Source organism: uncultured Methanobrevibacter sp. (genome assembly GCF_902764455.1).
Classification (GTDB): Archaea; Methanobacteriota; Methanobacteria; order Methanobacteriales; family Methanobacteriaceae; genus Methanocatella.
In genome coordinates, this window is the sequence record NZ_CACWVY010000002.1 from 1 (window position 1) to 13,232 (window position 13,232).

At 34.9% G+C, this 13,232-nt stretch carries 10 protein-coding genes, 5 tRNA genes and 1 pseudogene; 2 read left to right on the plus strand and 14 right to left on the minus strand.

Translation table 11 applies throughout. The annotated features are described in order from the left end of the window. The 14 genes and pseudogenes from QZU75_RS00640 to QZU75_RS00705 form a co-directional block, all read right to left on the minus strand. The coding region (locus tag QZU75_RS00640) for a 30S ribosomal protein S12 (RefSeq protein ID WP_296881019.1) at positions 1 to 300 on the minus strand (300 nt) is incomplete at its 3' end. A gap of 272 nt (positions 301 to 572) precedes the next feature. Continuing rightward, a complete protein-coding gene (locus QZU75_RS00645; RefSeq protein ID WP_296881020.1) occupies positions 573 to 1,673 on the minus strand; it encodes an acyltransferase in 1,101 nt (366 codons plus the stop codon). A gap of 240 nt (positions 1,674 to 1,913) precedes the next feature. Then, the gene (locus tag QZU75_RS00650; RefSeq protein WP_296881021.1) at positions 1,914 to 2,345 is read right to left on the minus strand and encodes a NusA-like transcription termination signal-binding factor; all 432 of its coding nucleotides are present in this window, start codon (positions 2,343 to 2,345) and stop codon (positions 1,914 to 1,916) included. A gap of 6 nt (positions 2,346 to 2,351) precedes the next feature. After that, positions 2,352 to 2,651 (minus strand): 50S ribosomal protein L30e, encoded by a 300-nt coding sequence (locus tag QZU75_RS00655; protein ID WP_296881022.1) that lies wholly within the window; start codon positions 2,649 to 2,651, stop codon positions 2,352 to 2,354. 8 nt (positions 2,652 to 2,659) lie between these two features. Then, positions 2,660 to 3,809, minus strand: a pseudogene (gene rpoA2, locus QZU75_RS00660) (DNA-directed RNA polymerase subunit A''). An 8-nt stretch (positions 3,810 to 3,817) separates the two neighbouring features. Beyond that, positions 3,818 to 6,649 carry a DNA-directed RNA polymerase subunit A' gene (locus QZU75_RS00665; RefSeq protein ID WP_296881023.1) on the minus strand — a complete coding sequence of 944 codons (2,832 nt, stop codon included), beginning with the start codon at positions 6,647 to 6,649 and terminating at the stop codon, positions 3,818 to 3,820. Between the two features lie 24 nt (positions 6,650 to 6,673). Next, positions 6,674 to 8,476, minus strand: a complete 1,803-nt coding sequence (gene rpoB / locus QZU75_RS00670) for a DNA-directed RNA polymerase subunit B (protein ID WP_394350222.1) — start codon at positions 8,474 to 8,476, stop codon at positions 6,674 to 6,676. A 426-nt stretch (positions 8,477 to 8,902) separates the two neighbouring features. Further along, the gene (locus QZU75_RS00675) at positions 8,903 to 10,456 is read right to left on the minus strand and encodes a DNA-directed RNA polymerase subunit B'' (protein WP_296881024.1); all 1,554 of its coding nucleotides are present in this window, start codon (positions 10,454 to 10,456) and stop codon (positions 8,903 to 8,905) included. A gap of 246 nt (positions 10,457 to 10,702) precedes the next feature. Continuing rightward, a complete protein-coding gene (locus QZU75_RS00680; RefSeq protein WP_296881025.1) occupies positions 10,703 to 10,936 on the minus strand; it encodes a DNA-directed RNA polymerase subunit H in 234 nt (77 codons plus the stop codon). Positions 10,937 to 10,988: 52 nt separating this feature from the next. Beyond that, positions 10,989 to 11,062, minus strand: a tRNA-Lys gene (locus QZU75_RS00685). Positions 11,063 to 11,084: 22 nt separating this feature from the next. Beyond that, positions 11,085 to 11,156, minus strand: a tRNA-Asp gene (locus QZU75_RS00690). Between the two features lie 117 nt (positions 11,157 to 11,273). Beyond that, positions 11,274 to 11,347, minus strand: a tRNA-Tyr gene (locus QZU75_RS00695). Positions 11,348 to 11,352: 5 nt separating this feature from the next. Beyond that, positions 11,353 to 11,427: transfer RNA gene (locus tag QZU75_RS00700), tRNA-Pro, on the minus strand. Positions 11,428 to 11,542: 115 nt separating this feature from the next. Beyond that, positions 11,543 to 11,616 (minus strand) — tRNA-Thr (locus tag QZU75_RS00705). 116 nt (positions 11,617 to 11,732) lie between these two features. On the opposite strand from QZU75_RS00705, the gene thiM reads away from it, so the two are divergent. Then, positions 11,733 to 12,599: a hydroxyethylthiazole kinase gene (gene thiM, locus QZU75_RS00710; protein ID WP_296881026.1), complete on the plus strand. Its 867-nt coding sequence runs from the start codon at positions 11,733 to 11,735 to the stop codon at positions 12,597 to 12,599. Beyond that, positions 12,596 to 13,216 carry a thiamine phosphate synthase gene (thiE, locus tag QZU75_RS00715; RefSeq protein WP_296881027.1) on the plus strand — a complete coding sequence of 207 codons (621 nt, stop codon included), beginning with the start codon at positions 12,596 to 12,598 and terminating at the stop codon, positions 13,214 to 13,216. Before thiM ends, thiE begins: the two co-directional genes overlap by 4 nt. The last annotated feature ends 16 nt before the right edge of the window (positions 13,217 to 13,232 follow it).

Here is a 13,232-nt window from a genome sequence, read left to right on the forward strand (position 1 = left end):
TTCAATCATTACTTCATCGTGTTCATCGATAAATCCGATAGCTCCGTCACCCGGTGCGAAAGCAGTTAATTGTTTACCGTTTTTAATTAATTGAACACGTACACATTTACGAATAGCAGAGTTAGGTTGTTTTGCTTCTATCCCTACTTTTTCGATTACAATACCTCTAGCTTGAGGAGCTCCTTCGAGAGGGTCCGCTTTAACATCTAATCTTAAAGCTCTTCTTTTGTAATCTACATCTTTCCACTTAAAATTTTGTCTATTCCTTTTAAGTTTTTTTGCAGCAAAAAGTCCTGGCATAATATTTCCTCTAATCTTTTTGTTAAAAATATATCTAAGAATCCACCGCTGCGATTTATACTATAGTCTATAGTACAATCTAAATTCAAAGATATTAATCAGTAATAATAATTTATTAGATAAAAAAACTAATTATCTAAAAAAAAGATATCTTGAAATAAAATTCAAAACATTGACAAAAAGCACACATAGTCAAGTTATAAAAAGTACAGATATCTTATAATAAAATATATATTTCAACCTTTATAAAGGTATGTTTTTTTGGGAAAAATTTATTTCGCACCAATCCACTGGTTTAGATGAGGAACCCTGTTTAAAACAGCCAACATTCCCCAAGAAAGAATTAATGTAATTATTGGTAAAATTACCATTAAAATAGAATGTTTTACATGATTTGTCAGCATTATAATCATAATATTCAATATAAATTGGTGTGTCAAATAAATTCCATAACTGTACTTTGCTATTGAAAATACTGATCTTTTGAAAAGTGAATCCGGGTTGTTTAAAAATCCGAAATTCAGATTCAACTGATTGAAATTTTTAAATATACAAAATATTGCTGCAACTTCAATGGCATAAAGTATTGCATACCTGTGGAAAACAAAGAATGTTGTGCCTTTTGAAAAGAAATAACTGAAACCCATCAATGCAACAGCAGATGCCAAAAAGATTGCAATTGCCCAATAGATGCTGTTGAATATCTTACGGTCAGTATGCCTTAAATAATATCCCAGTACAACAAGACCTATAGGACTTGCGAAGAAATTCAGTTTAATTATGAAATCAGTCTTAAGGGTATATGTGAATAAACAGGTTATTAACCAGAATACCAGGAAATATTCAGCTTCCTTCAAGTCTGAATGAAGCAACCATCTATTGATAATTGGCATAGCCAAATAAGTACCTAAAATCATCCAGAAGAACCAATAAGGAGTAAACCACACTGTATCTCCCATAATTGCATTATATAGGAATGTCAATATAGTCATGACGTCGAAATTAGGGAAATAATTAAACATATGTATTGGCAGGAAGTAATACATCAGGATAATGATAGCTGACAGTACCAATACCCAGAACGTGAAAGGCATGGCAATTCTTGGAAGCCTCTTTGAGAGAAACGGCCTGATTTCCCATTCTCTACCCAACGACAATGCACCGGATAACATTAAAAAAATAGCTACACCACACCTGGCAACAGTTGCATAAAAGTCTGTCAGAAACCAGGTGAATGAAGGAACAGGAGTCCAATTAACAGGTCCGTTAACACTATATCTGAGATAAACATGAAACATTATCACAGTTATGATAGCCAATGCACGCAATGCATCAAAATAAAAAATTCTTTTAGACCGTTTATTGGAAGCCATAATATCAAATAATTCTATTTTTAAAAAAGATATCTTATATTATGTATTTTGTTCAACATTTATAAATGTATCTTTTTTTAAAGAATATCATTCTAAAAAATTTCTCTATATTATAAAGAATATTTAAAACAAGAAATATTTCAAAAATAAGGCATTAATGAAAAAAAAAATAAAAATTTTACAGAAATTTATCAAAAAAAAATTAATTAAAAAAATAAAATTTATAAAATAGCTCGAAAGCTATTTTAAAATAATATTATCAATATTATGTTGTCTATTTGCTAATAATTTAGCTCTTTCAATATTGATTCCATTTTTACCGATAGCAATACGTTTGTTGGTATTGTCTGCTGTTACAGTAGCTATTTTTTCACCTGACTGTTTTTGACTTACTTTAACACTTTGTAATTTTGCAGGGGATAAAACATTCTTAATAAACTGTATCGGATCATCATCCAATTCGATAATCTCAACACCTTTATCTACTGCTCTTTGAACTTTAGATACGGAACTTCCTTTTTTACCTATAGCAAGTCCCATGTCACCATTCTTAACAACGAAAGTAACTTTACCATGTTCATCATCGATAATGCAATCTTTTACCATTGCTCCAGTCATATTTTCGAAAAGAGCTATGTATCTAATTTCATTTGCACTAAATTTAATAGACACTTAAATCTACCTCAAATCGTCTAATATTGTAGAATCTCCTGGATCGTTTACGATTAATGTAGCAACAGTAAAAGGTTTACCACAAACAGAACCCAAATCTACACTAGTTCCATCATATACTAAGGATGGAATTTCGGAAAGATTTGCATAATATTCAACATCTTCAAGAATTTCTTTAGGAGCGTTAGCAGCAACAACAACAAGTTTGCCTTTTCCTAATTTTAAAGATTGAATTGATTTTTCAGAGCCTAAAGTTACATCACCAGTATCTACAGCTACTCTGATTCCTCTATCTACGTCCATCATCTAGCCTCCTATTCATTTTTATAATCCATTTTGACACCGACTGAACCGGTACCAAGAGGTATTGGTTGTCCAATAATAATATTTTCGATGATACCTGTTAAATCATCTACTTCCCCACGAATACTTGCGTTAAGTAAATGTTTACCAGTTTCTTCAAAAGCTGCACGAGCTAATACACTTGATTTTTCACCACTAATACCATGTCTTCCAATAGATTTTACAACACCTTCGGATGTCATAATATCTGCAACCAACATGATATGTCTTACATCTACACTAAGACCTTGTTCTGATAAGGTTTTCTGAGCTTCGTCAATGATAGCCTGACGAGCTGCCTCAATACCTAAAACTTCACCGATTTCGTGAATATTGTTGGTAGTAGTTCTTACATGGTCAATACCGTCCATGTCAAGAATTTCTTTGAGGTTGGATCCTTCTGTGTGAATAATCCATTCCCTATCATCTTTACGAATAATAACTTTACCGATACCTTTTATACCACTAATCTGTAAATCACGAACCTTATCTGCTAAAAGACGAAGTTCACGTATTTCAAATCTAGTGTCTGACTTTTCATTTTTGGAAGAAGGTATGATAATGTGGTTATTATTGATTGTGGCCTTTTTGAAAGACTTTCCAATAATGGCGTCAATTTCTTCTCTATCAAGTCTTTTTTCTCTTATTTTTTTATCATCCAGAACAGCTTCTACTTCCATAGTAGCATAATTTAAATTGAAATCTGAAAGAACATCATTTATAGTACTTTTACCAATCTGGTTAGCTAAAGTTCTAACAAATTCTTCATCATTACGTCTTTCTTCATCAAAATAAATATCCATAGTTGGTGTAGCAATATCCTTTCTAGCGTCAACGATTTCAATAAGTCTTGGAAGACCTAATGTTACGTTTAACTCAGTTACCCCTGCATAGTGAAAAGTACGCATAGTCATCTGAGTACCAGGTTCACCAACAGATTGTGCAGCTACTGTTCCAACAGCCTCTGCGGATGAGTTTAGTTAATTCATCATCAGTTAAATCTTGTTTAATGTATGACTCAGCTAATTCTTCAATATAACTATCTGGAAAAGCTATACCAAGATTTTCTTCTTCATTAAGTTGAGCAATAATATCATTTACTTTATTTATAACATCTTCCATAGTTACACCTACTTACCTTCCATACTTTCCATTCTTATCTCAGTAATAAGTTTGTTTAAGTCTGCCGGTTTACCGAAGTCAGATTTTGCAGGGTCTACACCATCTTCTCCAAACATAGTTTGAATAACGTTTCCTTGATTGTCTGTAACAAGTCCGGATGGTTTAACTTGCAAGTCCTGTAGAGCGTTTACAAGTCTTCTTTGCATGTAACCGGATTGTGCTGTACGAATCGCGGTATCTACAAGACCTTCTCTTCCACCCATTGCGTGGAAGAAGAACTCGATTGGGTCAAGACCAGATTTGTAACTTGAGTGTACAAATCCTTTCGCTTTAGCCCCTAACTCACCTTTCTTAAAGTGAGGTAAGGTTCTGCCTAAGTATCCCCTTTCGATACGTCCACCCCTAACCGCTTGTTGTCCTACACAAGCAGTAATCTGAGTAAGGTTCAACATAGATGCCCTAGCACCAGTACGTGCCATTACTACAGAGTGGTTTTCAACTGCCATTACATGGTCATATGAATCGTCCATGAACTGTTTACCCATGGTAAGGTAGTTTTCAGCAATGTTACCGGACATATCCCTAGCTTCCCCGAGAACCTGCATGATTTTCATCTCTAAAGTTTCTTCAAGGCTTCTACCAGGCAATGCTTGGAGGTATCCTTCTTCATAAGATTGAACAAGCATATCTACTTCATCCATTTTCTTATTCAAGTGCTCGTTAATACGGTCTTGAGCTTCTTCAGGAATTTCTTCATCATTTAAACTGGTAGTAATACCTGTTTTCATGATTCCACAAATTGCAAGGTCAGTAGATCTGTCTAAGAATTCTTTTGCTCTTCCAGGACCATATTCCTTAACGATTTTATCCAGGATTTTACCTGAAAATGAACCGTAAGCGGATTCATCTATACTTCCCTGTTCGAGAATACCGTTTTTGATAACTACATAACCGTCTGTAGGTGGATAAATACCCTCGTGACCTAATCTGGTTTCAATTACTTCATCAGTTTCATCATCCTTGATTTCAACATCAATGATGTTTTTACCTTTAGCGATTTCAGCACTGTAGGATAAGTTCAAGTCATTAGGCAGTAATAATGAGAATAACTCTTTACCGGTCCATTTTTCTCCTTTCGGTTTGAAGATATAGGTTTCTTCACCATAGTCAGGGTCATATTTTAAAATCCATTCATTGGATTTTAATGGTGGAATTGCAAGGTGTGATTTACGGATGATTTGTAAAGCTTCTTCTTCTGTGAATTCCACACCGTCTCTTGTCAAGAGGTATGCTCCTGAAATGTGGTCGTGAATAGCACCGATAATTGGTCCACCGAACCTAGGAGATAAAATGTGTTCCTGAACACGCATTAAGGATTTTGCTTCTGCACGTGATTCATCAGTCTGGAAAACGTGCATGTTCATTTCGTCCCCGTCAAAGTCCGCATTGTATGGAGGACATACACATAAGTTTAATCTGAAAGTTTTATAAGGCAATACTCTTACTTCGTGAGCCATCATACTCATTCTGTGAAGGGAAGGTTGCCTGTTGAATAAAACCATATCTCCATCTTTCAAATGTCTTTCGACAATGTAACCTGGTTCTAACTGTTCTAAAATGAACTCTTTAGTTTCATCAGTTACCCTTCTTTTGGTTTTGCCGTCATTTGAAATAACATAATTTGCACCAGGGTGAATATCCGGACCGTTTTCAATGAACTCTTTCATTTGATCAATGTTCCATTCATTTACATGTACAGGTACAGTCACTTCTTTTGCAATCATTTCCGGTACACCGACCTCATTGATACTGATGTTTGGGTCAGGTGAAATTACTGTACGTGCAGAGAAGTTTACACGTTTACCTGAAAGGTTTGATCTGAATCTTCCTTCTTTTCCTTTTAACCTTTGAGTCAAGGTTTTAAGAGGTCTTCCTGATCTGTGTCTTGCAGGAGGAACACCTGATGCTTCATTATCAAAGTAAGTAGTAACGTGATATTGTAATAACTCCCATAAATCTTCAACGATTAATTGTGGAGCTCCAGCTTCCATATTTTCAAGTAAACGCTGATTGATACGTAAGATATCTACAAGTTTGTGAGTCAAATCGTCTTCTGATCTCTCACCAGTATCCAAAGTAATTGAAGGTCTTACAGTTACAGGAGGAACTGGAAGTACGGTTAAAACTAACCATTCAGGTCTTGCCACTTCAGCATTTACTCCTAAGATGTATGCATCATCATCTGTAATTTTTTCAAGTCTTTCCCTTACTTCAGAAGGAGTTAATTTGTAATCGCCTTGACGAATTGTGACAGGTTTATCTAAAATAATAGCTTCCTGAGGTGTACCGCAATGAGGGCAGCAATGTTTTAAGTCAATATCCTCATCATCTTCAGGCATCTGTTTTAATTCCCTTTTTGCATCTTTGTAAACCTCTTTCAAGATATTGTTGATGCTTTCCTTGTTGTCCATTGCTTCGCTGATTTTTTCGGTGTAGTATTCGATTTGTTCATCATTTAAAAGAACACGTCCACATTCATTACAGGTGGAACGTAAAATCTTGTGGATGATGTCACCAAAACCGACATGAATAACAGGTCTTGCAAGTTCAATACTACCGAAGTGACCTTGACAATCTCCACCTTTAAAACCACAGGTCCTACATACTAAACTAGGGTCAATAATACCTAAACGAGGGTCCATTAAACCTTTTTCAATAGGAAAACCATCATCCCCATAAGTATCAGGATATTCAACAGTAACAACAGACATTTTACGAATATCCTCAGGAGACATTAAACCAAAGTTAATTTGTTCAATTTTTTTAATATAATGTGTCATGTACTGGCTCCTTTATAAATCTAATTATGCTTTGTCTCCTAAACGTAATTTAGGGAAAATACATAAACTCTTAAGTTCGTCTAATAATAATTTAAATGCGTATGAAATTTCAACAGGATAAGTTTCTACATCTCCACAGATCGGACAGTATTTTTTATTTTTATTTCTGTCGAAAACAGCTAACATACCACAGTTTTCACAAACAATTGCTTCGTACTTATCTGACTCATCCAAGAGCCTTTCTTTTAATGTTAAAGCTGCACCGTGTGCGATAAGACAATCTCTTTCCATTTCTCCAAATCTTAAACCACCTTCACGTGCTCTACCTTCAGTAGGTTGACGTGTGAGTACTTGTACTGGACCTCTGGAACGAGCATAAACTTTATCAGTAGTCATGTGGTGTAATTTTTGGTAATATGCCACTCCTACAAAGATTTCGGCATCTATTCTTTCACCAGTTACTCCACTGTATAAGGATTCACATCCTGCAGATTCGAATCCGTGATTAATGAGTTGCTGTTTAATTTCATCTTCAAGAGTTTGGTTGAATGGAGTTGCATCAACTCTTTCACCTTCAAGACATCCTGCTTTACCTGCAACCATTTCCAATACCTGACCGATAGACATCCTGGATGGAATAGCGTGAGGATTTACGATTAAATCAGGTACAACACCAAATTCTGTAAATGGTATATCTTCAGGAGATAATATTAAACCGACAACCCCTTTCTGACCGTGTCTTGATGCGAATTTATCACCAAATTCAGGTTGTCTGGTATCTCTTACTCTGATTTTTGCTAATCTTGAACCTTCAACGGTTTCAGATAAAAGGACTGCATCAACAATACCTTTTTCACCATGTCTTACAGTAACGGAAGTTTCTCTTCTTCTGTCTGCAACAGAACCGAAATCTTCTTCCAAGAATCTTGGAGGAGAAGTTTTACCGATTAATACATCACCGGATTCTACTACAGATTCAGGATTAACTACACCGTCTTCATCAAGGTTTCTGTATGCCTCTTCGGATCTGTAACCTTTGATGTTTTTGTCAGGCACTTCAAATTTGTCTACCTGACCACCAGCGTATCTTTTCTCTGAAGTGTCGTAAGCCCTAAAGAAAGAAGATCTTGCAAGACCTCTTTCGAGTGCTCCTTTGTTGATGACCATTGCGTCTTCCATGTTATATCCTTCATAAGACATTAACGCTACAACAAAGTTTTGACCGGATGGTCTTAAATCATAATTAGTTGAATCAATAATACGTGTTTTAACAATAGGAGTTTGAGGATGGTGTAACAGGTGAGCCCTGGTATCGGTACGTAATGCATAGTTTGAAACATATAAACCTAAAGCCTGTTTTGTCATACCTGCTTCCATTGTGTTCCTTGGAGAAGAGTTGTGATCTGAAAATGGAATAATACCTGCACAAATTCCAAGCATTGTAGCAGGGTCAATTTCAAGGTGAGTGTGGTCTTCATTCAAATCTGCTAAAGTCATTGCAATGTAGGAATTTTCTTCCTCTTCAGCGTCAAGATATTCAATAAGACCATTGTTGATTAAATCATCCCATTTCAATTTTCCGTTAGCCACTTTGTTTAAGTGCTCTTCTTTTAAAAGAGGTTGTCCATCTTTAACAATGATTAAAGGTCTTCTAGCCCTACCAGGATCATTGAAAATGTAAATCTCATTGTTGTCTTCGTAATAAGTAATGTTCATTTCATGAGAGACTTCACCGTTTCTTCTTTTCTCTCTCATTTCCTGAGTAAATTCAAGAGGATTTTTACAGGAACCTAAAAGTTCACCATTGATATAGATTTTAGTTGGAATTACATTAGATTCCACAGGATAATCATCTTCAGGTTCATCTGCAACAGGAGCGATTCCGTCTTCATCTTCAACAGGCTCAATATCGCCAGCTTCTTCAACCTCTTCAACAGGCTCAATTTCATCTTCCTGAGAGTTTTCATCTAAATCGAAATCATCTTTATGTGATTCCCAACTTTTTCTAGGTTCTTGAGGGTTGAATCTGACAAATAATTCATCATCATTTTTTAATTCTTCATCATCAAAATAAGAATCAATATTGGCAGCATGGGAATTAACCTTTTCCAATAATTCTTCATTATCTGCTGATTTTTCTCTTAAGTCATTTATAACAGGATTAACTTCATTAAAAGGCACTACATTATTAAAACCAAAATAATAAAATGCTTTTCTCTCATTTAATTCGGGTTTTTTAATATCGGACAAGAATTACACCTCCTTAATTAAATCGACATCCATTTGCTCGATTACATCAATAATTTCTTGTTCATCGGAACCTTCAGAAATATTACACATCAATGCCAAGTTTTTTACCAACCCACAGTTAGGTCCTTCCGGAGTTTCGTTAGGACAGATTTTACCAAACTGAGTTGGGTGCAAATCTCTTGCTTCAAAGTGAGGTTGGCTTCTTGTTAACGGAGATACAACACGTCTTAAGTGAGAAAGGGTACCCATGTAACTGGTTCTATCTAACAATTGACTTACACCAGCTCTTCCACCTACCCAGTTACCAGTAGCAATAGCGTGTTTAATGTTTTCAGTTAAAACATCACTACGAACTGCCTGTTTGATTGAAAGTTCTTTACCACGGGAAAGGCTTCTTTCAAGTTGATAGCTCATATCTCTGGTCAAGTTAGTGAAAGCTACTCTGAATAAATCTTCCATTAAGTCACCAGAAACTCTAAGTCTTTTGTTAGTGTAGTGGTCCTTATCGTGAGGTTCTCTTCTTTCTTCAATAACTTCAAGTAACATTTCAGTCATTTCAGCTAAATAAATAGCTTTATCATAACATTTATCTTCTTCAGTACCCATGTGAGGTAATAAATAACGATTTATGACATCTTTTGCACGTTTGATACGATAATCTTTAGGCATGTTTTTAGCTACTCTATTTCCAATGTATTTAATAGCAGCATCTTGCAAGTATTGTTTTCTTTCATCAAGAGTCATGCCATCCATTTCATTTTGATCTAATTTCAATGCTTCAAGAGAAACTTGAATATCGTCTGCAACCATCATTTGGAAGTTGTTGTCATCAGATATTTTTGTAATGATTTCTTGATCTGTAGATAATCCAAGTGCCCTTAATAATATAACCAGTGGAATTTCTCCAGGAAGGTATGGGAAAGAAATTCTTAAAAATACACCATTTTTACGAGGTTTTTTGTATTCTAAAGTAATTCTTGCTCTGAAACCACTTTTAATGGAAGTAACGACAGCTTTAGCATGTCTTTCTTCAACTTCTCCTAAACGTTCAAGAATAATTTTGTTTGGAGCAATTTCTTCCATTGTAACAACAGCCCTTTCGGAACCGTTTACAATAAAGTAACCTCCTAAATCTTGAGGGTCTTCATGTTTTTCTTTTAATTCTTCAGCAGTCAGACCATTAAGATGGCAAATGTCTGATTTGAGCATTACTGGCAATTCACCAATATATACTTCTTCCAAAGGATTTTCCTCTCCTTCTTCATTTAATGCCATTTCAAGGTACATGTCTGCGGAATAATTCAAGTTTCTAAGTCTTGCTTCAGTAGGATCAATTTCACTACTGGACCCATCTGCTTCTTTATTAGACGGTTTTTCAATACGAACTTTACCAGTCTTTAAAGTGTATTTTCCATCATCTAATGTGATAGGTTCAGTAATATCAATGATATTTTGAATCCTATTGTTTACAAAATCATTGTATGATTTTATATGGTGGTCAACCAAATCATACTTATCAAAAAATGCATCAACTAATTTCCAGTTATTCTCTGTCATGGACATCCTCCAGCATTACGTAAACGCAATAAAAATAATAAATAAATAAAAATAACACACACTAGGGTTTAACCTAACTAATTCATTTAATCATTATTCTTAATTTACTCATAACTATCTCCAATTTAAGATAATTCCTCTCAAACTAAGTTCAAATTTATTATAATGAATTTCTAAAAAAGTAAAAAAATACAGAAATCAAAATATATTAAATTTCACTCTCTAAAATTATATTAAAAACTAATACTACCCTTCTACAATCCTATAAGTGATAAATACTCCTGCAGTTTGACTTTCACGAGTAATTCTTAAAACATTACCTGGTTTAGCACCGATAGTTTCTACAACAGGATCGTTAGCCTTTATTTTAGGAAGGTCTTTAAAATCATAATCTACGTCACTAAATTCTTCAGAAATTTCTTCTTCGGTCATGATTTCATGTTTAGGTACGAGTTTATGGTTTTGAATATCTATTTTCAAATTATTTTCCTCCAGATAGAAAAGTTAAAATATTAAAATATAAAATTAGAAACAGGCCTGACGGGAATTGAACCCGCGGCCGCTTGGTTAAAAGCCAAGCGCTCTGCCAGACTGAGCTACAGGCCTAAATGATATAACATAATAGAAGCGCCTTGGCCGGGATTTGAACCCGAGTCGCGGGCTCGACAGGCCCACATGATAGCCCCTACACCACCAAGGCAACTCACTAATAAATTATACACTATCAATTACTATAACTTTCATCATATATAAATGTTTCTGAAAAATCATAAATTTTTCAAAAAAATTACAGATGAAATAAATAATAAATTGAGAATCCCGCCTGCCGGACTTGAACCAGCAACATTTGGATCTACAGTCCAACGCTCTGCCAAATTGAGCTAAGGCGGGAAAAATGGGTCCGCCCGGATTTGAACCGGAGTCTCAGGCTCCCAAAGCCCAAAGGATCGACCAAGCTACCCTACGGACCCACATACATAAAGTATGTAGATGACATACTAATGATAATATATAATCACTCATATATAAATGTTACTATATTTTAAATCATATATTAAAAAATTCAAATATATTAATATAAATAAAAGCCCCGGACGGGAATTGAACCCGCGACCACGAGATTACAAGTCTCGCGCTCTACCAGACTGAGCCACCGAGGCAATTTATTAATATAATATAACAATATAAATTATATTCAAAGTTATTTAAATACTTTACTATAAATTAAAAAAATTCTATTAAAATATAAATAACAAAAAATTTATAATTAATAATCATGACAATTATTAATGAAGACATCCAGAAAAAGCTTGAAGAAACTCTAAAATCAGTTAATAAGAAGAATCCATTAACCCATTGCATAACCAATTCTGTGACAATTAATGATTGTGCAAATGCAGTTCTTGCAATAGGAGGATCCCCATTCATGGCAGAAGATGTAGAAGAAATGGAAGAAGTTGTAACAATTGCAGACGCATTAGTCATAAACATTGGAAAATTAAGCAAAGACCAAGTAGACGCTATGAAAGTCAGCGCAAAAGCAGCAAATAAAACTGACACACCAATAATACTCGATCCGGTAGGAGTTGGAGTAACTGAACTTAGAAACCGGACCACAATGGATTTAATAGACAATTACCAAATAGCAGCAATTCGCGGAAATATTAGTGAAGTAAAAGCAATAGCAAAATTAATTGGAGTCATCGATGAAAACAATGCCGCAAAGGGCGTTGACGTAAATACTGATGATATCATTACAGAAGAAAACTTAGCTGACAACGGAAATCTCATAAAAGAGATTGCAAATAAACTAAACACAACCGTTCTTGCCAGCGGCCCGATAGACATATTAAGTGATGGTGAAACTACAATAGCCATTGACAACGGTGATGAAATGATGCCATTGATTACCGGAAGCGGATGCATGTTATCTTCCATCGTTGGAAGTTGCATTGGAGCTTCAACACCTCTTGATGGTAGTCTTGCTGCAATTTTAGCAATGAACATTGCAGGTGAAAAAGCAAGAGCAAAAGTTGATGAAAAAGATGAAGGAACAGGCTCATTTAGAGCATATCTAATTGATTATCTTTATAAGACAACTCCAGAAAGTTTAATCAATGAATCAAATATTATGATATTATGAACAGCATAGACTTATCACTGTATCTCGTTACAGACAATAGCGATGATGTGGAAAAATTCCTAAACACAATAGAAGAGGCAATAAAAGGCGGAACCACTGTTGTGCAGATTAGAGAAAAAACTGCAGACACATTGGATTTCTACAATTTAGCACTGAAAGTTCAAGAAATAACAAAAAAATATGATGTCCCTTTAATCATTAACGACAGAGTGGATGTTGCAATGGCAATTGATGCTGACGGAGTTCATGTAGGCCAGTCAGATATGCCTTGTGATGTAACAAGAAAACTTATCGGTGCAGACAAGATACTAGGAGTTTCAGCTGCCACAATTGATGAAGCAAAAAAAGCACAAAAGGACGGTGCGGACTATATAGGCACAGGCGCAGTCTTTCCAACACAAACCAAGGATGATGCGCCCAAAATTACTAAAAATGAATTGAAAGAAATTGTTGAATCAATTGATATTCCAGTTGTTGCAATAGGAGGAATCACTTTAGAAAATGCCCATGAATTAAATGACACAGGAATTGCAGGATTATCTGTTGTAAGTGCAATAATGAGTTCCGACAATCCTAAAAAATCATCCGAAGAGCTGTTGAATATTTTCAATAGTTAATATTATTTTTTAAAAA

Coding starts and splice junctions, on each gene's coding strand:
- thiM (WP_296881026.1), top strand. CDS start 11,733: ATGACAATTATTAATGAAGACATCCAGAAAAAGCTTGAAGAAACTCTA.
- QZU75_RS00665 (WP_296881023.1), bottom strand. CDS start 6,649: ATGACACATTATATTAAAAAAATTGAACAAATTAACTTTGGTTTAATG.
- thiE (WP_296881027.1), top strand. CDS start 12,596: ATGAACAGCATAGACTTATCACTGTATCTCGTTACAGACAATAGCGAT.
- QZU75_RS00675 (WP_296881024.1), bottom strand. CDS start 10,456: ATGACAGAGAATAACTGGAAATTAGTTGATGCATTTTTTGATAAGTAT.
- QZU75_RS00645 (WP_296881020.1), bottom strand. CDS start 1,673: ATGGCTTCCAATAAACGGTCTAAAAGAATTTTTTATTTTGATGCATTG.
- QZU75_RS00655 (WP_296881022.1), bottom strand. CDS start 2,651: ATGATGGACGTAGATAGAGGAATCAGAGTAGCTGTAGATACTGGTGAT.